This is a genomic window from Streptomyces sp. NPDC005794 (assembly GCF_042871445.1).
Classification (GTDB): Bacteria; Actinomycetota; Actinomycetes; order Streptomycetales; family Streptomycetaceae; genus Streptomyces.
This window is the reverse complement of sequence record NZ_JBIAIN010000011.1, coordinates 191,986-211,883: the sequence shown is the minus strand read 5'-3', so window position 1 is coordinate 211,883 and position 19,898 is coordinate 191,986. Positions and strand designations below refer to the sequence as shown.

Below are 19,898 nucleotides of genomic sequence, written 5' to 3'. Positions count from 1 at the left end.
TACGTCCGGACAGGTGGTGCGGATTCCGCTTCAGCGACGTACGGCGGCTCCCCACTCTCTCGAAGCATCGAGCAGCGAGACCGTGAAGGGGTGCCGGGGAACGGTCAGGATCCGCTCTCCGGGCCCTTCCTCGACCACCTCTCCGCCGTCCAGCACCGCCACCCGTGTGGCCGGTGCCGCGGTGTCGAGGTCGTGCGTGATCAGCACGACGCTCGGCCCGCCCGGCCGGCGGATCAGTGTGGCGAGCAGGTCCAGCAGGGAGCGCCTGGTCACGGGGTCCAGGCCCGAGGTGATCTCGTCGCAGATCAGCACGCGTGGCCGCGCGAGGAGCGCTCGGGCGAGGGCCGCGCGCTGGAGTTCGCCGCCGGACAGCCGGCCGGGCGGTCGGAGGACGAGGTCCTCGTCCAGTCCGAGCTCCGTCAGCACCCGCCGGGCCTCCGCCGCTGCCTCGTGGCGCTCGACGCCGTGCAGGCGTACCGCTGTGCGGGCCACCTGGTCCAGGACAGGGCGGTGCTCGTCGAAGGCGGCCCGCGCGTCCTGGAAGACGTACTGCACGGCGGCGAGCTGCGCACGGCTGCGGTCCCGCAGACTGCGCGGCAGCACTGTGCCGTCGAGCAGGACCTGCCCCGTGTGGTCGCGGTGGAGACCGGCGAGGCAGCGGGCGAGGGTGGTCTTGCCGCTGCCCGAGCGGCCGACGACGGCGAGGCATTCGCCGCTGCGGAGGGCGAGCCTGTCCACGTTCAGCACCGGGACGCGGGCGCCGCCGGTCCGGTGGCGGGCGACGAGTCCGCTGACCGTCAGCAGCTCCGCGCCGGTGCCCCCGGGGTCCGCGTACGGCACGGTCCTCGGTTCGGCGAGGAGCTCCTTGGTCCACGGGTGTGCGGGGGCGCCCAGGATCCGGTGGGCCGGGCCCTGCTCCACCACACGTCCGCCGCGCATCACGAGTACCTCGTCGGCCAGTTCGCGTACGACGTCGAGGTCGTGGCTGAGCAGCAGTACGGCGATGCCGCGTCCCGCCACCGCGGCGAGCTGGTCGACGACACGACGCTTGGTCAGGGTGTCCTGCCCGGTGGTGGGCTCGTCGGCGACGATGACGCGGGCGCCGAGGAGCAGCGCCTGTGCCAGGACGACACGCTGCTGCTGGCCGCCGGACAGCTGGTGCGGGTAGCGGCCCAGCACCTCGCCGGAATCGGCGAGCTGGGCATCGGCGAGAGCCTCGGCCACCCGGTGTCGTGCCGTGGCCCGGCGTCGCGGCCGGGGCAGGTCGCGCACCTGCTGCCGCGCCATGTCCCGCAGGAGGGCTCCGGTGCGGCGGGCCGGGTTGAGGACGGCAGCGGGGTGCTGGGGGATGTAGCCGATCCGGGTGTCGTGCACGACCACCTCGCCGGTCACCCGCGCTCCCGTGGGGTACTCACCGAGCAGCGCGAGGCCGGTGGTGGTCTTGCCGCTGCCGGACGCGCCGACCAGGGCGGTGACGGTGCCGGGCCGGACCCGCAGCGAGACCCGGTCGACGATCGTCCGCCCGCCGACCTCGACGGTCAGCCCGGTGACGGTGGCGATCACGGGGTTCTCATTCATGGCCTACGGGCCTTCCGGGAGGGGGTGCGGTTCTTCTCCATGGCGGCGTCGACAAGCAGATTGCTGCCCATGGTGAGCGCGACGATGAGCAGGGCGGGCACGACGACCGCCCAGGGCTGGATGAGCAGTCCGGTGCGGTTGCGGTCCACCATCACGGCCCAGTCGGCGGCGTCCGGAGCGACCCCGATGCCGAGGAAGGCCGCGGTGGCGACCAGGTAGAGCACGCCGGTCAGCCTGATCCCGGCGTCGGCGGCGAGGGTGCGCAGGATGGATCGCCCGACGTACCCGACGGCGAGGCGCCACCAGCTCTCCCCCTGCATGCGCAGCGCCTCCACGGCGGGCCGTGACGCCGCCTCAGCGGCGGCCGCGCGCACGATCCGGGCCGCGTCGGGGATGGAGACGAAGGCCACCAGCAGCGCGAGCCCCGCCGCTCCGGGCGGAAAGGCGGCGGCGACCAGCAGGATCATGAGGAGCGAGGGAACGGCGAGCAGCACGTCCAGCGGGCGCATCAGCACGTCCTCCAGCCATCTCCGCTGGGTGAGCGCGCTGATCAGGCCGATCGGCAGGGCGACAAGGTAGGCCAGGGCGGTGGCCGCCAGTGCGACGAGCACCACGGGCCGCCCGCCGAGCAGCACCTGGTGCATGACGTCCCGGCCGACGAAGTCCGTACCGAGCAGGTGCCCGCCGCCGAGGGTGAAGGAGGCGGCGCGGGCCGAGGGCTCCCCCACGAACAGCGGCCCGGCCAGGGCGAGGCCGAGCGGGATCGCGGCGACAGCAGCTCCGGGTGCGTATCTGCGAAACCGCTTCATGCCGCCGCCCCCGTGCGTGGCGCGAGCCGGTGGGTGACGAGGTCGGCGCCGAGATTGAGCACGACGGTGGCGAGACCGAAGACCACCGCGAGTCCCTGCACGACGGGGATGTCGCGGTCGGCCACCGCGTTCATGAGGACCGTGCCGAGTCCGGGGATCACGTAGAGGGCCTCCACGACGATGACGCCGCACAGCAGCCAGTCGATGGTGCGGGCGAGCTGCTGGGTGGCGGGAGCGAGGGCGTTGGGCAGGGCGTGCCCGTAGCGGATGCGGGCCCCGGGGATTCCGTACCGCTCGGCATGGGCGGTGTAGGGGGCGGCGAGCGCCTCGATCATGCCGGCTCTGACCAGCCGGGCCAGCGAACAGACGGGCCGGGCGAGCAGCACGAGGACGGGGAGGACGAGCACGGCGGGGTGTGCGAGCAGACCGGTGCCGTATCCGACGGCGGTCGGCGGGAACCAGCCGAGCCGCAGGGCGAAGACGCTCACCAGCAGCACTCCGAGGGCGAATTCGGGCACCGCGTAGACGCCGAGGGTCGCGGAGCTGATCAGCCGGTCGGTGAACCGCCCTTCGTGGCGGGCTGCGAGTACGCCGAGGCCCACCCCCACCGGGATCAGGAGAGCGACCGTGACCGTGGCGAGCAGCAGGGTGGGGCCGAAGCCGTCCGCGAGGAATCCGGCCACGGGCCGTCCGGAGGTGAGCGAGGTGCCGAAGTCGCCGTGGAGCAGCCCCGTGACCCATTCGGCCAGCCGCTCGTGGGCGGGCCGGTCGAGTCCCATCGCCTCGCGGACGGCCGCGATGCGCTGCGGGTCGGGCTGATCCCCGGCGAAGGCCACCGCGGCGTCACCCGGCAGCGCCTCGGTGAGGGCGAAGACCAGCAGCACCACGGCCGCGGTCTGCACGGCACCGAGGAGCAGCCGTCGGGCGATCCAGGAACGCAGTCCGTTCACGCCAGCCAGACCTTGTCGAAGCGCGCCCAGTCCAGGGTGTTGGCGGGTGCTTCGCGGGAGACGCCACGCAGGGAGCGTGCGGTGCCGAGGATCCAGTCGCCGAAGCCCCAGACGAGGAAGCCTCCTTCGGCGTGCAGCTGCCGTTGCATCCGCCCGTAGAGGGTGTTCCGCGCCGCCTTGTCCTTGGTGGACTGCGCCTGTTGGTAGAGCGTGTCGAAGGCCTTGTCCTGCCACTTGGTGGCGTTGGTGGTGGAGCCGGTGAGCAGCCGCTGGGAGATGTGCGACTCGATGGGCATGGCGCCGGACCGGTAGCAGCACAGGGTGCCGGCGTCGAGGATGTCCTTCCAGTAGGAGTCCTTGCTGCCCATCCGTACGTCGACGGTGACTCCGGCGCGTGCTGCCTGGTCCCGGAAGATCCCGGCGGCCTCGGTGAAACCGGCGGCGACGGCGGAGGTGTCGAGCGTGACCTTCAGGTCCTGCGCGCCGGCCTGCTTGAGCAGGCTGCGGGCGCGGCCGATGTCCTGTTCGCGCTGCGGGAGTTCGTCCGCGTAGTACTCGTATCCCTTGCCGAAGAGGTCGTTGCCCTTCTCGCCCGCACCGGACAGGGCGCCGTCGACGAGTTCCTGACGGTCGGCGATGAGGAAGAACGCCTCGCGGACCCGGGGGTCGTCGAAGGGCGGGCGGTCGGTCTTCATGGCGAAGGCCTGCATGGCACTGTTCCGCAGCCGGACGATCTCGATGCTGCCCGCCTTCTCGTGGGCGCGTCCGGTGGCGGGGTTGAGCTCGTGCGCGTACTCGATCTGTCCGCCGAGGAGGGCGTTGATCCGGGCGGACTCCTCGTTGGCGACGACGAATTCGAGCTCGTCCAGGTGCGGTGCGCCTTCCCAGTGGGTGTCGTTGCGCCGCAGGACGGTGGAGCGCCCGGGGGTGAAGGAGACGAAGCGGAACGGGCCGGAGCCGATCGGCTCGTCGTCGAACGCGGTGGCGCCGTCCTGGACGATGTAGGCCCCGAAGGCGGCCATCACGTTGGGGAATTCGGCGGTCGGCCGCTTGAGTACGAATTCGACGGTCCGCTCCGACGTGGCGCGGCTCGCCTTCAGGTCGATGGGTTCCAGGGAGGCGCGGGCGCGGTACGCCTCGGCCGGGTCGGCGATGCGGCGGTAGCTGTACAGGACGTCGGCGGCCGTGACCGGTTTCCCGTCGTGGAACTCCGCCTGCCGCAGGGTGACGGTCCAGCGGTCGAGGCCGGCGTTCGGCTCCCAGGTCTCGGCCAGGCGTGGCACCGCGGCCAGGTCGGCGCCGTAGTCGGCGAGCTTGTCGAAGAGCGCCTTGCTCCGGGCGGCGTCGGCGAAGAGGTTCCCGAGGTGCGGGTCGAGGGTCTCGCTCGCGCCGCCTCCGGCGAAGGCGGCGCGCAGCCGTCCGCCACGCCGAGGGGTGCCGTCCCCCTTGCCGGTGGCGTTCCCTGCGGGGGGCGTGGAGCATCCGGCGAGCGTGAGAGCGCCGAGGCCTGCCGCTCCTCCGGCAGCGGCGAGGAAGCCGCGCCTGCGCAGGCCGGGGAAGCGTTCGTGTCTGTCGGCCGGTGCGGTCATGGCTGTTCTCCTGTTGCTGGATGGGCGGACTTCCTGGCGACGAGGTGGAGCCGGTCGCCGTCGGCTGCGGTACCGGGTTCGGCGCCCGGCCGCCAGGGCGGCTCGGTGCGCGGCCCGGGGCCGTCGTACAGGGCGAGGACGTCGAAGCCGTGGACGGTGAGGAAGTGGCGCAGTTCCTGGGGCAGGAGCAGCCGCCACGCGGAGTGCTCCTCGACGGGTGGGCTGCCGTCGTCGGCGGTCCAGCCGCGGGTACGCCGCAGGAGTTGGGCGGCACGGTCGACGTGCAGTGCGGTGGTCGAGCGGTACGTCGTGCCCTGCCAGGTGAAGCGGGAGACTGCGGGCCCGGTGGGAGGTTCCTCCCGGCCGAGGAAGTACGCGCCGTTGCGCATCTCCGCGACCAGCAGGCCGCCGGGCACCAGGGTGCGTCGGCAGGACGTCAGGAATCCGTCGAGCTGCTCGTTCGTGTGGCAGTACAGCAGTGAGCTGTCCAGGCACACCACGGCGTCGTAGATCCTCTGACCGAAATCGAACCGGCTGAGATCGGCCTGTACGTAGACCGGCCCCGGGTGGTGGGCGCGGGCGTGGTCGAGCATGGTGGCGGAGAGGTCGGCGGCGGTGACACGCCGTCCGGCGTCCTGGAGGCAGGCCGCGTCGCGGCCGGTCCCGCAGCCCAGGTCCAGGACGGCCGGCCCCGCGCCGTACCGTCGCAGGAGGTCCTCCGTCCAACGCCCGGCGAGGCGTTCGGGGTCGGGGAACCTGGCCTCGTAGAGCTCCGGGCGGTCGGTGAGCAGATTCCCTGTCCGGCGCTTCATGCCGTCACCTCCACGGGGGCGGGCCGTGTGGGAGGCAGGGTGCCGTTGCGCTGCAGCCAGGTCACGCCGGCAGCCGAGGCCAGCCCGGCCGCCACGCAGCAGGCCCAGGGGAGCAGCACGGCCGGGCCGCCGTCCCCGCCTCGCTGGGCGGCGTCCATGGCCCAGCCGACAGCCGCGTTGCCGACGGCCGCGGCGATGCCGGAGACCGCGTAGAAGATCCCGAAGTACGTACCCGTCAGCGCCTGCCTCCCGAACCCTGGGATCAGTTCCATGACGAAGGGCTGTGCGGTCATGACTCCCAGATGCAGCAGGAGCGCTCCGGCCAGTACGGGCAGGGCGCGCAGCGTGGCGTCCAGGGCCCCGTCCGGTGGTGTGTCCGTGCCCGTGACGAGCATCGGCGGTACGAAGGCGAGCCCCATCAGCACGAGTCCTGCGGCGATCCAACGCCCCCTGGTCCCCCGGCCCTTCAGTGCGCGGGTGATCCGGAGCTGGAAGGCGACGCCCGCGAGCGTGCCCACCAGGAAGACGAGTCCGGCGGCTCCGTCCCAGCCGGTGGCCTGACGGGCGCCGGCGGGCAGCAGCAGATAGAGCTGGTTCTCGAGGGTGAACATGCCGACCATGGCCAGTGCGAAGGCGAGGAAGGCGCGGTTGCCGACGGCTTCCCTCCAGTCGGCGGTGACGCTGCTGGTGGCCGGTGGCACATCCCGGGCCGGGAGCACCAGGGCCTGCGCGACGGTGAGCACGGCGAAGATCGCGGCTGCGGTGAGCGCGGAGGCCCGGAAGTCGACGAGCAGCAGGGCGCTGCCCAGGAGAGGGCCGATGAGGGCGCCGGTCGTCGCGAAGACATTGAACAGGGCGAACGCCTCGGCCCTGCGCTCCCCCGCTTCCTGCGCGAGATAGGTGCGGACGGCGGGGTTGAACAGGGCGCCGGCCACTCCGCTGAGCACGGAGGCGGCGAGCAGTACGGGCAGCCCGTCGCCGAGCGCGAAGAGGGCGAAGCCGACGGTGCGTATCGCGCAGCCGGCGATGATGACGCCTCGGGCGCCGAGCCGGTCGGCGGCGGAGCCGCCTATGAGGAAGAGGCCCTGCTGGCTCAGGTTGCGTACGCCGAGGATGACGCCGACGACGGCCGCCGACATGCCCAGGTTGCCACCGAGGTGGGTGGCGAGGTAGGGGATGAGGAGGTAGAAGCCCGTGTTGACGCCGAGTTGGTTGATCAGCAACAGGCGGATGGCGAGCGGGAATCCTCGGATCTCCTGCCAGGTCTTCATGAGGCCGCGCTCCGGACCCCGGCTTCGGTGCGGGGCCGTACGCCGAGCCCCGGCCGGCTCGCCGCCGCGACGAATCCGTCCTCGCCGCCGATGCCGGTCCAGGGGTCGTGGGCGAGCAGGAGGTGCCCGTCGAGGTCGGTCCAGCGGGCGCGGTCGGCGATGTGGACGGCGGGGGCGATCCCGAGGCTGCTGGCGGTCAGACAGCCGAGCATCAGGTCCGTGCCACTGTCCTCGATCAGGGCGGCGATACGGAGAGCGGCGTGGACGCCACCGCATTTGGCGAGTTTGACGTTGATTCCGTGGACCCTTCCGGCGAGCCTGCGCGCGTCCTCGTAGGTGACCGCGTCCTCGTCCGCGACGACGGGCACGGGTGACCGGGCGGCGAGCCGTGCGAGGGCTTCCGGGTCACCGGGGGTGAGGGGCTGTTCCACGGCCTCGATGCCGAGGTCGGCGAACCGGGGCAGGAGCGCGCGTGCCTGGCCCGCCGACCAGGCCCCGTTGGGATCGAGGAGGAGGCGGGCGGCCGGGGCCGCGGCGCGGACGGCGCGCACCCGGTCGAGATCGGCTTCCTGGTCCCGGTCGCCCGCCTTGATCTTGATGACGGAGAATCCGGCCTCGCCCAGTTCCCTGGCCTGGGCGGCTGCCCGTCCCGGCGAGGTCAGGGAGATCGTGCGGGCGGTGGCGGCCCTGGGTGCCACGGCCGACCCGAGGAAGCGGTGGACGGCGGTGGCGGTGCGTTTGCCGACCAGGTCGAGGAGCGCCGCCTCTACGGCGGCGGTCATGGCGGCCGGGGTGCCGGGCGCGGTGAGTTCGCCGACCCGCAGGGCGTGCAGCGCGGTCTCCGGCCCGGTGAAGCGGGTGAGCCGCTCACCGGCCCGGGTGGCGAGACGTTGCAGGGTAGGTGTGTCAAGGCCGTAGAAGACGCTGGTGACGGCCTCGCCATGGCCGCTGAGCCCTTCGTGTTCGACGGTGAGGCACACGGCGTCACGGGCGGTCATGGTCGACCGCGAGATGCGCAGCGGTTCGGCGAGGACGAGCCGCACGGTCTGCTGGGTGAGTTTCACGGCCGGCTCTCCACTCGTTCCGCCAGCGGATCGGTGACGGTGGTGCACCTGGCCCATCCCCCGGTATGCGGCGTGCGTGGGTGCGGGACGTCGACGGGGGATCCGGCCGCACGGCCGGGGTCGAGGTGGTGGGCGGTCATGAAGTCGTCGTCGTAGACGGTGCCGAGATAGCGGTGCGGTCCGTCGGGGAAGACGGTGGCGACGGCGGCCCCGGGATGGGTGCGCGCGGCCCAGGCGGCGACGCGGGCTACGGCGCCGGTGCTCCAGCCGCCGCTGACGAAGTTGCCACGGGCCAGGCGACGGCAGGAGTCGGCGGCCTCGGCCGGGCCGATCCAGTGGACCTCGTCGAAGGCGTCGTAGGCGACGTTACGCGGATGGATGCTGCTGCCGAGACCTCGCATCAGCCGGGGCTCGGCGGCCTGGCCGAAGATCGTGGACCCTGTGGAGTCGACGGCGATGAGGCGCAGGCCGGGCCAGTGCCTGCGCAGCGGCCCGGCGACCCCGGCGCTGTGGCCTCCGGTGCCGACGCTGCAGACGAGGATGTCGAGGTGGTCGAGCTGGGTGGCCAGTTCGGCCGCGAGCGAGGCGTAACCCGCCGTGTTGTCAGGGTTGTTGTACTGGTCGGGCCAGTACGCGCCGGGCAGCCGGGTCAACAGGTCGTGCAGCCGCTCCAGACGGGCGCCCTGCCAGCCGCCGCGCGCCGCGGGGCGGTCCACCAGTTCGAGGCGCACTCCGTACGAACGGAGCAACTGCCGCATGGGGGCTTCCAGTTCGCTGTCGCCGACCAGTACGACGGGGTGCCCGAGGGCCTGTCCGGCGAAGGCGAGGCCTATGCCGAGCGTGCCGGAGGTCGATTCCACGACCGGTGCGCCCGGAAGCAGTTCGCCGCGTTCTTCCGCGCCCAGGAGCATGGAGACGGCGGCCCGTGCCTTCATTCCTCCGACGGCGTGCCCTTCGAGCTTGGCCCAGAAACCGGGGTGGGGCAGGGGCAGTCCGGTGGTGATCCTGGCCAGCGGGGTGCGGCCGAGGAGGGCGAGGAGCTCGCGGTTGGCCTCCTCCGCCTTGGACACGAAGCCGCATGACCCCGCTTGCTGATTCGGCCCAGAACTCGGCACTGGTCCTGCGGCGGGCAGGGATGCCGTGGTCACGAGGTGCCTCCGTCGTCCGTGCGGTAGTGGTGGATGGTGCCGGGTCCGCCGTCGAGCCAGAAGAAGGGGTAGGGCTCCGCGCACACCGCGGCCACTCCGGCACCCATGAAGCGGGGCAGGACCGCGCTTCCGGTCTGGGCGAACATGACCAGGGGCTTCCCGTGCTCCAGGGCCCTCCGGCGCAGCGGGTCGAAGGTCCCGTTGCCTAGCGTCATGCCGGAGGCCAGCACCGCGTCGCAACGGCTGATCTCTCCGAGGGCGTCCGTACGGATGGGCTCTCCCCACTCGGTGGTGCCCCCCTTCAGGTCGCAGGGGATAGCGGTCAGCCCACGGGAACGAAGCTCGGCCAGAAGGGAGTTGACGACGCCGACCACCAGGACGGTGCCGCCGGACGGCATGTCCAGCAGGTCGACGACTGCGGCAGCCCGTGCCTGCGAACGCTCCAGCGAACTTCCGGCGGGGACGGTCACGGGCTTCGCGCCGTGGGACGGGGTGTGCGGCATGACGTCCATCAGGTACGCGTCCAGTGCCGCGACCCGGACCGGCAGCAGCGGGTGGGTGAGGAGCGTGGCCACGTCCGCGCCGGCGCAGTCCTCGGCGGTTCCGTCGGGAAGCGCGCCCGGTTCGACCGCGCACGAGCCGACGGCACGGTCGAGGCGGAGGCTGAGGACCTCGTTGCGGTATCCGCCGCGCCGCCCGTCGTGCCGGGCGGTCTGCGACGTCGTGAAGGCCACGGCGATACGGCGGGTCAGCGGGTCCGGGCCGAGTTCGCCGCGGAGGGCCTGGCAGAGCAGGGCGTCGAGGCTCGGGACGAGGGCGCGCGAGGTCGTCGTCATGAGCGCACCAGCAGCGGACGCACTTCCGCGAGCAGCGTCTCGACGCGGTCGCGGGCACCGAGGCCGGTGGCGTCACCGGCCATGATGTGACCGATATACGCGTTGTTACTGTCCGCCACCTCGACGGTGCGGCCCGCCTCGGCGAACTGCGCCTCCAGCACACCGTCGGCGTCCCGCACACCGTCGGCGCCCTCCATGGATACGAGCGTGCCCGCCGCGTCAGGAACGAGAAAACCGACGGCCGCGCTGCGCAGGGCCGTCTCCCGGCGGCGGAGGTCGGGTTCCCGGCCGAGCGCCACATCGACGCAGGCGGCGGCGAGGTCGATCCCGGTGACATGGCGGACCAGCTCGGTGATGCGGTTGCCCGCAGGACGGGGGTTGACCTCCACGACCCGGGGGCCGTCGGCCGTCAGCTTGATCTCGGTGTGCGCGACGACGTCGTCGAGTCCCAGCGCCACCCCGGCGCGCACCGCGGTGCCGGTCGCGGCGGCGAGCTCGTCGGGGGCCAGTGCGGCCGGGAACATGTGGCCGGTCTCGACGAAGGACGGGGCTCCGCCGATGCTCTTGTCCGTCACGCCGACGACGTGCGCGACGCCGCGGCAGATCACGGTCTCGACGCTCACCTCCGGGCCGCGGAGGAACTCCTCGAGCAGGACGTGGGGCGCGCGTCGCTGCCCCCTGGCGTTGCGCGGGAAGGCCTCCATCGCCCGGCAGGCCGCGGTCAGCTGCTCCGCTTCGTCGACCCGGCGTACGAACATGCCCGCACAGAGGTCCACCGGCTTGACCACCAGTGGGTAGCCGATGTCACGGGCGGCCACGACAGCCTCGGCCTCGTCCGCACACACCGCGAAGCGGGGGCCGGGGACGCCCGCGGCGGCCAGGACGCGTCGGGTGGCGTCCTTTCGGCAGGCGTTCTCCATGGCTTCGGCCGAGGGCCCCGGCAGGCCCAGCCGGGCGGCGATCCGGGCGGCGGTCGGCAGGTAGTAGTCACAGGACGTGACCACTCCGTCGAAACGCAGGACCCGGTGCAGCTGCTCGACCTGCGGAAGCAGTTCGTCGACGTCATTGGTGGGCGCCGTGACGACATTACGTGCGGTGAGCAGCGGATGCGCCGCGCCTTCCGGTGCCGACCGGAGGTAGTGGTGCAGGTCGCGGGTGAGGAAGGTGAAGTGGTGGCCCGCCTCCTCCAGGGCCCGTGGCAACAGTCTGCTCATCGACCCGACCCAGCTCTCGACCACCAGTAGATGAGCCACGAACTCCCCCTGTTCACAGTGCCGTCGGTAGTGCGGGCAGGCAGAAATCACCCCCGTACGGGGGCTGCCGGACCGGCCGCACACACGCTATCGATAATCGTTTTCATTGTCATCTGAATGGCGTCGCTGCTCCTGGAATCCGGCTTCCGTTGCGCCCGTCGCCGGACCGGAGTGGAATTGCATACAGGGGGACCCGGAGAAAGGGACACGCCATGAGCGACAGCGACCGGGGGGACGACGTCTACCAGCCGCAGGAGCCGGAGGCCTCCGACCCCGCAGACCTGCTGGATCTGGAGGACACCCTGGACACGTCCGGGCTCACCGACGTCCTGGACGAGGGCTACTCCCCGCCGGACCGGCCCTGGGCTGTCGACGACGAGGGCACCACCGCCTCGGAGCAGTACACGGGCGAGTCCCTCGACCGCCGGCTGACCAGGGAAGTCCCCGAGAGCACCGATCCCGCACCCGACGGTCCCGGCGATCCGGCGGACGACGACGGGGAGCTCTACGACATGGACGAAGTGGGGACGGACCGCGCGGGCAGACTCACACAGGAGGGCGACGGGCACGTGCCCTCCACCCTCACCGCCCAGGACGTCGGCATCGACGGCGCGGCGGCGTCCGCAGAGGAAGCGGCGATGCACCTGATCCCCGAGGAACGAGACCTGTTCGGGGAGGAGCCTGTTCCCTGAACGCACTCGAAGCGCTGCTGAGCGACTCCGAGAACGAAGCGGTACGACCGCCCTCGGCACCCTGACGACGAGTTGCGCCGGGCCCGTCGCCGACCCCGGAGCGCGAGCGCGAACGAGTCCTGCTGGACAGGGGCTGCCCCTGAGGGCGGCGGGCACACCGGCGTACTGCTGCACAGAACATGCGAGCCGGCCCGCGCGAGGCCCGACCGGTGAACACATGTGCGCCCGCGGTGCAAAGGGGCACGGAAGGACCGGCCGAAACGCACCGTTGCGCTGCCTGCGCCCCGGAAAACGCTTGGACGCCGACGGTCCGGCCACGCAAGACTCTTCTCCCCCGGATCTCTTGCCATGGACGCGCTGCCGGCGCTTCCGCCCGGTACCGTGTCGCGCCTTCGGCGCGGAGATCCCGCCACGGCGGAGTCCGGAGCAACTGCCCGCGAAACGACATGAGGTCGGCATGGGATCGCAGCAGTCTCACGGCACCGGACCGGGCAAGGGCCCGGTCCAGCTCGCACTCCGCCACTACCTGCGGGAGCTCTCCCGCCAGCGCAGACTTTCCGTCCCCGGGCTCATGCTCCCGGCTTTCGGCAACATCGGGATCACCTACATCGCGCCGCTGGTCGTCGCCAAACTCGTCGGCCGGATCGCCGAGGACGGGGCCCTGAGCCTCCGTGAGGCGCTCCCCTACGTCGGGGTGTTCGCCGGAGTGCTGCTCCTGGCGGAAGCGATGTGGCGGCTGGGCCTCCACTGCCTCAACCGCGTCGACGCCCGAGGCATCGAGCACCTGTACGTCACCGGAATGGACGAGCTGTTCGCCAAGGACGCCTCGTTCTTCCAGGACAACTTCGCCGGATCACTGACCAAGAGAGTGCTGAGTTTCGCCTCACGCTTCGAGGAGTTCGTCGACACCCTCACGTTCAACGTCGTCGGAAGCCTGGCTCCGCTGCTGTTCGGCACGGTGATCCTGTGGACCTACGATCCCCTGCTGGTGGCCGGCCTGCTGACGATGATCGCCGTGACCGCCGTGTGCGCCGCACCGCTCATCCGGCGCCGGCAGAAACTGGTCAACCGGCGCGAGGAGGCGATCGCCCGGGTGGCGGGCCATGTGTCCGACGCGCTGATGAACATGGACACCGTGCACGCGTTCGCGGCCGAGGAACGCGAGGCCGCCGAGCACCGGGCGCGGGTCGCGGAGTCCCGGCGGCTGACGCTGCGCTCGTGGGACTACGGCAATCTGCGCATCGACACCCTCGTAGCTCCGCTGTCCGTGCTCACCAACGCACTGGGTCTGCTCCTCGCCGTCGGGATCGGGGCCGGCGGCGGCAGCGTGGAGGCGATCGTGGTCGCCTTCACGTACTACACCGGTTCGACCCGCATCATGTTCGAGTTCAATCAGATCTACCGCCGCCTCGAGAGTTCGATGACCGAGGCCGCGCAGTTCACCGAACTGCTCCTCGTCGAGCCCACCGTGCTGGACCCCGCGGCACCGGAGCCGCTGAGCCCGCAGTCCGCGGGCGTCCGCTTCGAACAGGTCACCTTCGCTCACGACGGGGGTGACCCCATCTTCGAGGGGCTCGATCTCGACGTGCCGAGCGGGTCGAGGATCGGTCTCGTCGGGCGGTCCGGCGGTGGCAAGACCACGCTCACCCGGCTGCTGCTGCGCATGGCCGACGTCCGGTCCGGCCGTATCCTGATCGGCGGTCAGGACATCAGCCGGCTGCGTCAGTCCGATCTGCGGAGCCTGATCGCGTACGTCCCGCAGGAACCGGCCATGTTCCACCGCACCCTGCGCGAGAACATCCAGTTCGCCCGACCGGAGGCCACCGACGCGGAGATCCGCGCCGCCGCCGACGCGGCCCACGTCACCGAGTTCGCCGACCAACTCACGTCCGGCTTCGACACGATGGTCGGGGAACGGGGCGTCAAGCTCTCCGGCGGGCAGCGTCAGCGGGTCGCCCTCGCCCGGGCGATCCTGCGTGACGCACCGGTCCTGCTGCTCGACGAGGCGACCAGCGCGCTGGACTCCGAGAGCGAGACCCTCGTCCAACAGGCGCTGTGGCAGCTGATGGAGGGCCGGACCGCCCTGGTCGTCGCGCACCGCCTGAGTACGGTCGCGGCCATGGACCAGCTCATCGTGCTCGACCACGGCCGCATCGTCGAGCAGGGCACGCATCACGAGCTTCTGCACACCGACGGCGCCTACGCCAAGCTCTGGCACCACCAGTCCGGCGGCTTCCTCGTCGACACCGCCACCGGCGAGCGTGTCGCCACGGCCGAACAGGCGCGGTGAGGACCCCGGCACCGTCCGACCGGTCGGTGTGACACGCCCGGCCCACGTTCCGCGCGCATCGGCCTCCCCCGGGCCGGGCGTGCGGACACGGCCGGGCTGCGTACGGACAGCAGGCCCGGGCGCCGCCCGTCCGCCCTGGCCTGCGCCCGCCCGGCGCAAGAGTGCGTCGATGGCAACAGGAGTGGGCCACCGCATGCCCACCACTCCCTCGTCCGAGGGCACGCCCCGGATCGGCGTCACCGGGCGCGCTGTCATGGGCAGCGGCCTCGCCCTCACGGTCACACCGTCGCCGTCCACAACCGCACCGGTCCGCGGGCCGCACTCCGCACGGACCGGACGGTCGTGCCACAGAGCATCGACAACCGTCCGGAGAACATGGGCGACACCATCGCAGCCTCCCGGTCCGCGATCGCTTGCACCTCGTAAGCTCGGTAGCCGTTCCACCATGGCGGTCGGGTCGACCTGCTGAAACCACGAAACGGGAAGTAGGCAGAGCCACAATGAGCAGCACAGCACAGATCGGTGTCACGGGCCTTGCCGTCATGGGGCGGAACCTGGCCCGGAATTTCGCACGCAACGGATACACCGTTGCTGTGCACAACCGCACGGCTGCTCGCACCCGCGAACTCGTCGACCAGTTCGGCGATGAGGGTGATTTCATCGCGACCGAGAGTGCCGAGGATTTCGTCGCAGCCCTGGAAAGGCCACGACGCCTGGTCGTCATGGTGAAGGCCGGAGAGGCCACGGACGCAGTGATCGCGGAGTTCACGCCTCTCCTGGAACCCGGTGATGTGATCATCGACGGAGGCAACGCGCACTTCGCGGACACGCGCCGCCGAGAACGCGAGCTGCGCGAACAGGGCGTCCACTTCGTCGGCACCGGCGTCTCCGGCGGCGAAGAAGGCGCACTCAACGGACCGAGCATCATGCCAGGCGGCAGCAAGGAGTCTTACGACTCGCTTGGGCCTATGCTGGAAAAGATCTCCGCGAAGGCCAAGGACGGCGCCCCGTGCGTCACGCATATCGGCCCTGACGGCGCCGGACATTTTGTGAAAATGACACACAACGGCGTCGAGTACGCGGACATGCAGCTCATCGGCGAGGCTTACCAACTGCTCCGCGACGTGGCCGGATACTCCGCCGCGGATATCGCGGACATCTTCCGCGCGTGGAACACCGGGCGCCTGGACTCCTATCTCATCGAGATCACCGCGGACGTGCTCTCGCATATCGATGCGGCGACCGGTAAGCCCTTCGTGGATGTCGTGCTCGACCAGGCGGAGCAGAAGGGCACCGGTCGCTGGACCGTGCAGATCGCCCTCGACCTGGGCGTTCCCGTCTCCGGCATCGCCGAGGCCGTCTTCGCCCGCTCCGTCTCCGGCCACGCCGACCTCCGTGACGCCTCACGCCACCTCGCCGGACCGACCGCCCGCACACTCGGTGAGGACGAGGCGGCGGCCTTCGCCGACCAGGTCGAGCAGGCACTGTACGCCTCGAAGATCGTCGCCTACACCCAGGGCTTCCACGAGATCGCGGCCGGCAGCGCGCAATACGACTGGGACATCGACCTCGGCAAGGTCGCCGCGATCTGGCGCGGCGGATGCATCATCCGGGCGGCGTTCCTCGACCGCATCACCAGCGCCTACGAAGCCCAGCCTCAGATGCCGAGCCTCCTCTCCGACAAGAGCTTCGCCGAAGAGATCGCCGCCGCACAGAACGACTGGCGCACCGTGGTCGCCACCGCCGTCGCCCAGGGCGTCCCCACCCCCGCCTTCGCCGCCACCCTCGCCTACTACGACTCCCTGCGCGCCGAACGCCTCCCCGCCGCCCTCACCCAAGGCCAGCGCGACTACTTCGGCGCACACACCTACCACCGCATCGACCGCGACGGCGTGTTCCACACCCTCTGGGGCGGCGACAGAACCGAAGTCGAAAGCTGACCGACACCCGCGAAAGCTGATGACGGGGCGGATTCGCCGTCCGTCGGGCCACCGGTCGCCCCACCGGCGAGAGGCTGCGGGTGGGCACTCCCGCCGGAGTCATCGCGGTCCGCTGCTCGGACGTACAGGACGGTCCACCGGGCCGGGTCACCGTACAACGAGCGGCGGCTGCTCGCGGACGCCAGCGATCCGCGTGCGGCGGCCTCAGCGTCGGGGGGGCAGGTCCACGCGCTGTGCACGACTCCCCAGCACCGGATTATCGAACAGCCCACATGAGGTCGCCACACCGGTCGGCCCCGCTCACCGGAGAGCCTCGACCAGCAGGCTCGCGGCCACCGCCGCTCCGTCGGTGCGGATCCGGCTTCCCAGAGCCTTTGCCCGCGCCTGGGTCTCGGGTGTCAGGGCCGTCCTGAGCGCGCGGCCCAGGGACTCGATGGTGGGAGGCGGACCATCGAGGGCCGCACCGATGTCCAGGTCTGCCACCCGGCCTGCCCAGTACGGGTTGTCCGACAACTGGAGAGGTATCACCACTTGTGGCGTGCCCGCCCGGGCGGCCGTCGACGTCGTGCCCGCGCCGCCGTGGTGCACCACGGCGGCCACCCTGCCGAACAGGCGCTGGTGGTTGACCTCACCGGTGGCGAGGCAGTCGTCTCCCCCGTCGACCAGGTCCGGGTCCGCCCAACCGGTGGACACGAGAACGCGGCGCCCCTGTGCACGGATCGCCTCGACGGCCATGCGGACGATGTCCTTCGACGGGCGCAGGCTGCCGAAGCCCACGTAGACCGGCGGCGTGCCCGCCTCCAGGAACGTCGTCAGGTCGGCCGGGAGCGGGCGTTCATCCGCCAGGCTCCATGCACCTGTCTGCACCACGTCGAGGCCCGGCGTCTCCCGCCACGGTCCCAGGACAGGGTCCGCGGCCAGCCACGGCTGGTCGGTGAAGACGTGGTCGCGGACGTTGTCCACCGGTGGCAGGGCGATCGCCGCCCGGTGGGCGTTGAGCGTCTCACTGAACTGCGCGTTCACGTGGTGGGCGTCCAGCTCCCACAGCGTCCGGTTGTCGTTCACCTCCGGCTCCGGCCAGCCCGGCCTCGGTGGCGGCGCATGGTGCGGCGACGGCAGGTGTACCGCCGCATAGCTCGCGTACACGTAGCGGATGCCCGCAGCCTCGGCCACCGACCGTGCGGCAATCTGCGCCAGGCCGGCCGCCACCAGCGCGTCACATCCGTCGACCGCAGTGGGGAACACGTCGAACTGTGTCTCGACCATCTCGGTCCTGTACCGGGACAGGTCCGCCGCCGACGGCAGAGTCGTCCCGCGCATCAACTCCCGCACCGGTGGCCCGACCGGCACCAGTCCCACCCCGAGACCTGCGAGCCGCTCGGCGAACTCCTCGTCCGGCGGGGCGCACATCCGCACCTCCACACCGAGCGCCCGCAAGCGCACCGCGAGTGTCACCAGCGGTTCGACATCGCCACGCGTCCCGTATGTGGACAACAGCACCCGCATTCCGCGTCCTCTTCCGTTGCGTCTTCCCCTGCGTGTGGGCCCGTGTCTGCCCAGGTTTCGAACAAGGCCCGTTGACGGCGATGTATCGGTGATCACGAGTATGCGGCAGCAGTCCAGGTCGCGGGAAGCTGAACGGATCGGTGGTCCCCCACTCCCGCGACGGTGGCCGCGGTGGGGCCGGTGGGGCGGCGAGCATCCGCCGGGCCCCACGCGAACGATCTGGTCGATCAGCGCTACGTTTCTCTCGTGGGAGCCGACCTCAGCGACTACGTTGAGCGCCAACGTGTCTTTTCGGGTCGACGGTGCAGCGTCAACCTGCCTTGGGCTGCCCGTACCGGCGAGGTGCGCAAGGTTCCCGATCGTCAACACAATCGGAGAGCTCCTCGATGCACAGTTCGTCCGTGGCCGTCCCTGACGTTTCGGTCATCTTGCCCTGCGCTGGATTCGGAACGCGTTTCGGGGCGCCGTACCCGAAGGAGCTGCACTGTCTGTCTCCTGGGGTCACCGTGCTGGACCGCAGTCTGGAAGCCGTCGTCGAACTGGCCAAAGGCGGGCTCGATGTGCGCGTGGTCGTCGTGTTCGGGACGCACAAGCTGGAGACGGTGAGTTACCTCACGCGCTATGCCGAGACCTTCCAAATGGTCTTCGTCTACCAGGACGAATCGTTCGAACCGGGTCTCGACGGAGCGATCCGGTCCGCTCTGCCGATGACGCGAGGGCCGGTGGCCCTTGTCCTGCCTGACATCGTTGTGACCGGTGCGGACACGGCCGGCGTTCTCCTCGCCGCAGTGCGGCGCACAGAGGTGAGCGGTTGGAGCGTAGTGGCCACTGAAGAGCGGGATCCTGACACGCTGCAGCAGATGGGCGCGCTGGCCGTGGCCGAGGCAGGCGGTGTCGTGACAGTGGCGGCGGCTGCCGACAAGCCGACGGATCCTTCGGGCTTCAACGCGTTCTGGGGCATGGTGGCCGTCACCGAGGACGAGGCGCACAGGCTCCCTGACGTGGTGGGGAGAGGCGTGGCCAGCCCTCTGGCCGGTGCGGTCGCCCTCATGGTGGAGGGGATCGTCAACTACAACACCGTCGCGGGCTGACTCCCCCACGGACCGGCGGAACCGGTCCCGCGCCGCGACCCGTTGTCGCGGCCGGACCGGCTCGGCCCAGAAGGCCCGTGTGCGCCTTCCTGACGGCTCCTCCGACGCGGGGGGAACGCCACGGCGTGAGCAGGTACCGGTGAGGCGTTGTGCACGGATCCCACGGTCCCGCGCAACGCCTCCTCCGGTCGCGCCGTCAGCTCTTGACCGGGCCGCCGTTGATGGCGATGCGCCGGCCGTAGCGGGAGTAGGGGTAGTAGTCGTACGTCGCGTGGTGCTGAACGCAGCGGTTGTCCCAGATGACGAGAGTTCCCGGGGTCCAGCGGACGCGGCAGTGCAGGACCGGCCTGCTGGCGATGGTGTCGAAGAGCATGTCGAGCAGGGCCCGGCTCTCCTGGGGGGAGAGCTGCGGGATGCGGCTGGTGTAAGCCTTGTTGACGTAGAGCAGCTTGCGGTCGGTCTCGGGGTGCCGGGCGACGAGCGGGTGCTCGCTCTTGGGGATGACGTAGTCGGCGGGTGGGGTGTAACCCGCCAGAGCCTGGGCGCCGTCGTGTATCGCGGTGAGCTGGTCCAGCAGGGAGCGCATGGCCGGCGAGAGCATGTCGTAGGCGAGGTGCATGTTGGCGAAGAGGGTGTCGCCGCCGCAGCCCGGCTCGGGGATCTCGGTGATGTAGAGCATCGACCCCAGCGACGGTTCGGCGTCGGCGGTGCCGTCGGCGTGCCAGCCGTTGCCCGCCACGTTCGCCGCGGCTGACGTCGTGCGGATCTCCAGGACGTAGGGGTCGCCCTCGGGCGGCGGCGGGTTCACCGGACGCAACTCGCCGAAGGCCGCGGCGAAACGCCTGTGGTCCTCGACGGTGATCGTCTGATCGCGGAAGACGAGGACGTGGTGATCGCGGAACGCGGTGCGTATCTCCTCCAGTTGCTCCGCCGGGATCTCCTTCGAGAGGTCGACGCCTGAGACCTCCGCGCCCAGAACGGGCGTGATCCGTTCGACGGTGAGCGTGCGGTGGGGGTACACGGGACGCGTGGTCACCGCTTCCAGTGCTTCGCGCTCGTATGACTCCAT

Annotated in this window: 16 protein-coding genes; 4 read left to right on the top strand and 12 right to left on the bottom strand. The window is 71.1% G+C overall.

The genetic code is table 11. From position 1 onward, the window contains the following. Window positions 1-30: 30 nt before the first annotated feature. The 10 genes from ACFYQ5_RS19775 to ACFYQ5_RS19730 form a co-directional block, all read right to left on the bottom strand. A complete protein-coding gene (locus ACFYQ5_RS19775) occupies window positions 31-1,578 on the bottom strand; it encodes an ABC transporter ATP-binding protein (protein WP_389199017.1) in 1,548 nt (515 codons plus the stop codon). Next, window positions 1,575-2,387 (bottom strand): ABC transporter permease, encoded by an 813-nt coding sequence (locus ACFYQ5_RS19770; RefSeq protein WP_389199015.1) that lies wholly within the window; start codon window positions 2,385-2,387, stop codon window positions 1,575-1,577. The genes ACFYQ5_RS19775 and ACFYQ5_RS19770 overlap by 4 nt, the downstream gene beginning before the upstream one ends. Beyond that, window positions 2,384-3,337, bottom strand: a complete 954-nt coding sequence (locus ACFYQ5_RS19765; RefSeq protein WP_389199014.1) for an ABC transporter permease — start codon at window positions 3,335-3,337, stop codon at window positions 2,384-2,386. The genes ACFYQ5_RS19770 and ACFYQ5_RS19765 overlap by 4 nt, the downstream gene beginning before the upstream one ends. Beyond that, window positions 3,334-4,926 carry an ABC transporter substrate-binding protein gene (locus ACFYQ5_RS19760; RefSeq protein WP_389199013.1) on the bottom strand — a complete coding sequence of 531 codons (1,593 nt, stop codon included), beginning with the start codon at window positions 4,924-4,926 and terminating at the stop codon, window positions 3,334-3,336. Before ACFYQ5_RS19760 ends, ACFYQ5_RS19765 begins: the two co-directional genes overlap by 4 nt. Continuing rightward, window positions 4,923-5,738, bottom strand: a complete 816-nt coding sequence (locus ACFYQ5_RS19755) for a class I SAM-dependent DNA methyltransferase (protein WP_389199011.1) — start codon at window positions 5,736-5,738, stop codon at window positions 4,923-4,925. Before ACFYQ5_RS19755 ends, ACFYQ5_RS19760 begins: the two co-directional genes overlap by 4 nt. Further along, window positions 5,735-7,009 (bottom strand): MFS transporter, encoded by a 1,275-nt coding sequence (locus ACFYQ5_RS19750; RefSeq protein ID WP_389199009.1) that lies wholly within the window; start codon window positions 7,007-7,009, stop codon window positions 5,735-5,737. The genes ACFYQ5_RS19755 and ACFYQ5_RS19750 overlap by 4 nt, the downstream gene beginning before the upstream one ends. Then, window positions 7,006-8,073 (bottom strand): enolase C-terminal domain-like protein, encoded by a 1,068-nt coding sequence (locus ACFYQ5_RS19745; RefSeq protein ID WP_389199008.1) that lies wholly within the window; start codon window positions 8,071-8,073, stop codon window positions 7,006-7,008. Before ACFYQ5_RS19745 ends, ACFYQ5_RS19750 begins: the two co-directional genes overlap by 4 nt. Then, window positions 8,070-9,143, bottom strand: a complete 1,074-nt coding sequence (locus tag ACFYQ5_RS19740) for a PLP-dependent cysteine synthase family protein (RefSeq protein ID WP_389199007.1) — start codon at window positions 9,141-9,143, stop codon at window positions 8,070-8,072. Before ACFYQ5_RS19740 ends, ACFYQ5_RS19745 begins: the two co-directional genes overlap by 4 nt. A gap of 74 nt (window positions 9,144-9,217) precedes the next feature. Continuing rightward, complete coding sequence (locus tag ACFYQ5_RS19735) at window positions 9,218-10,057, bottom strand: Rossmann-like domain-containing protein (protein WP_389199006.1); 840 nt, start codon at window positions 10,055-10,057, stop codon at window positions 9,218-9,220. Further along, window positions 10,054-11,310 carry an ATP-grasp domain-containing protein gene (locus tag ACFYQ5_RS19730; protein WP_389199004.1) on the bottom strand — a complete coding sequence of 419 codons (1,257 nt, stop codon included), beginning with the start codon at window positions 11,308-11,310 and terminating at the stop codon, window positions 10,054-10,056. Before ACFYQ5_RS19730 ends, ACFYQ5_RS19735 begins: the two co-directional genes overlap by 4 nt. A 212-nt stretch (window positions 11,311-11,522) precedes the next feature. Here ACFYQ5_RS19730 and ACFYQ5_RS19725 point away from each other — a divergent pair, with 212 nt between their 5' ends. The 3 genes from ACFYQ5_RS19725 to gndA all read left to right on the top strand — a co-directional run bounded on the left by ACFYQ5_RS19725 (window position 11,523) and on the right by gndA (window position 16,232). Then, window positions 11,523-12,002, top strand: coding sequence for a DUF5709 domain-containing protein (locus ACFYQ5_RS19725; protein WP_389199002.1), 480 nt, complete (start codon window positions 11,523-11,525; stop codon window positions 12,000-12,002). 457 nt (window positions 12,003-12,459) lie between these two features. After that, complete coding sequence (locus tag ACFYQ5_RS19720) at window positions 12,460-14,292, top strand: ABC transporter ATP-binding protein (protein WP_389199000.1); 1,833 nt, start codon at window positions 12,460-12,462, stop codon at window positions 14,290-14,292. A 500-nt stretch (window positions 14,293-14,792) separates the two neighbouring features. Next, window positions 14,793-16,232, top strand: coding sequence for an NADP-dependent phosphogluconate dehydrogenase (gene gndA / locus ACFYQ5_RS19715; RefSeq protein WP_389198999.1), 1,440 nt, complete (start codon window positions 14,793-14,795; stop codon window positions 16,230-16,232). 300 nt (window positions 16,233-16,532) lie between these two features. Here the strand turns inward: gndA and ACFYQ5_RS19710 are convergent, their stop codons facing one another. After that, window positions 16,533-17,738: a glycosyltransferase gene (locus ACFYQ5_RS19710; RefSeq protein ID WP_389198998.1), complete on the bottom strand. Its 1,206-nt coding sequence runs from the start codon at window positions 17,736-17,738 to the stop codon at window positions 16,533-16,535. Between the two features lie 506 nt (window positions 17,739-18,244). Here ACFYQ5_RS19710 and ACFYQ5_RS19705 point away from each other — a divergent pair. After that, window positions 18,245-18,829: a hypothetical protein gene (locus ACFYQ5_RS19705; RefSeq protein WP_389198996.1), complete on the top strand. Its 585-nt coding sequence runs from the start codon at window positions 18,245-18,247 to the stop codon at window positions 18,827-18,829. A gap of 196 nt (window positions 18,830-19,025) precedes the next feature. Here ACFYQ5_RS19705 and ACFYQ5_RS19700 read toward each other — a convergent pair whose 3' ends face one another. Continuing rightward, window positions 19,026-19,898, bottom strand: coding sequence for a TauD/TfdA dioxygenase family protein (locus ACFYQ5_RS19700; RefSeq protein ID WP_389198994.1), 873 nt, complete (start codon window positions 19,896-19,898; stop codon window positions 19,026-19,028).

What these genes read in the sequence shown, in the direction of transcription:
- ACFYQ5_RS19775 (WP_389199017.1), bottom strand. Translation starts at nt 1,578, where the DNA reads ATGAATGAGAACCCCGTGATCGCCACCGTCACCGGGCTGACCGTCGAG.
- ACFYQ5_RS19770 (WP_389199015.1), bottom strand. Translation starts at nt 2,387, where the DNA reads ATGAAGCGGTTTCGCAGATACGCACCCGGAGCTGCTGTCGCCGCGATC.
- ACFYQ5_RS19760 (WP_389199013.1), bottom strand. Translation starts at nt 4,926, where the DNA reads ATGACCGCACCGGCCGACAGACACGAACGCTTCCCCGGCCTGCGCAGG.
- ACFYQ5_RS19755 (WP_389199011.1), bottom strand. Translation starts at nt 5,738, where the DNA reads ATGAAGCGCCGGACAGGGAATCTGCTCACCGACCGCCCGGAGCTCTAC.
- ACFYQ5_RS19750 (WP_389199009.1), bottom strand. Translation starts at nt 7,009, where the DNA reads ATGAAGACCTGGCAGGAGATCCGAGGATTCCCGCTCGCCATCCGCCTG.
- ACFYQ5_RS19735 (WP_389199006.1), bottom strand. Translation starts at nt 10,057, where the DNA reads ATGACGACGACCTCGCGCGCCCTCGTCCCGAGCCTCGACGCCCTGCTC.
- ACFYQ5_RS19725 (WP_389199002.1), top strand. Translation starts at nt 11,523, where the DNA reads ATGAGCGACAGCGACCGGGGGGACGACGTCTACCAGCCGCAGGAGCCG.
- ACFYQ5_RS19720 (WP_389199000.1), top strand. Translation starts at nt 12,460, where the DNA reads ATGGGATCGCAGCAGTCTCACGGCACCGGACCGGGCAAGGGCCCGGTC.
- gndA (WP_389198999.1), top strand. Translation starts at nt 14,793, where the DNA reads ATGAGCAGCACAGCACAGATCGGTGTCACGGGCCTTGCCGTCATGGGG.
- ACFYQ5_RS19710 (WP_389198998.1), bottom strand. Translation starts at nt 17,738, where the DNA reads ATGCGGGTGCTGTTGTCCACATACGGGACGCGTGGCGATGTCGAACCG.
- ACFYQ5_RS19700 (WP_389198994.1), bottom strand. Translation starts at nt 19,898, where the DNA reads ATGGAGTCATACGAGCGCGAAGCACTGGAAGCGGTGACCACGCGTCCC.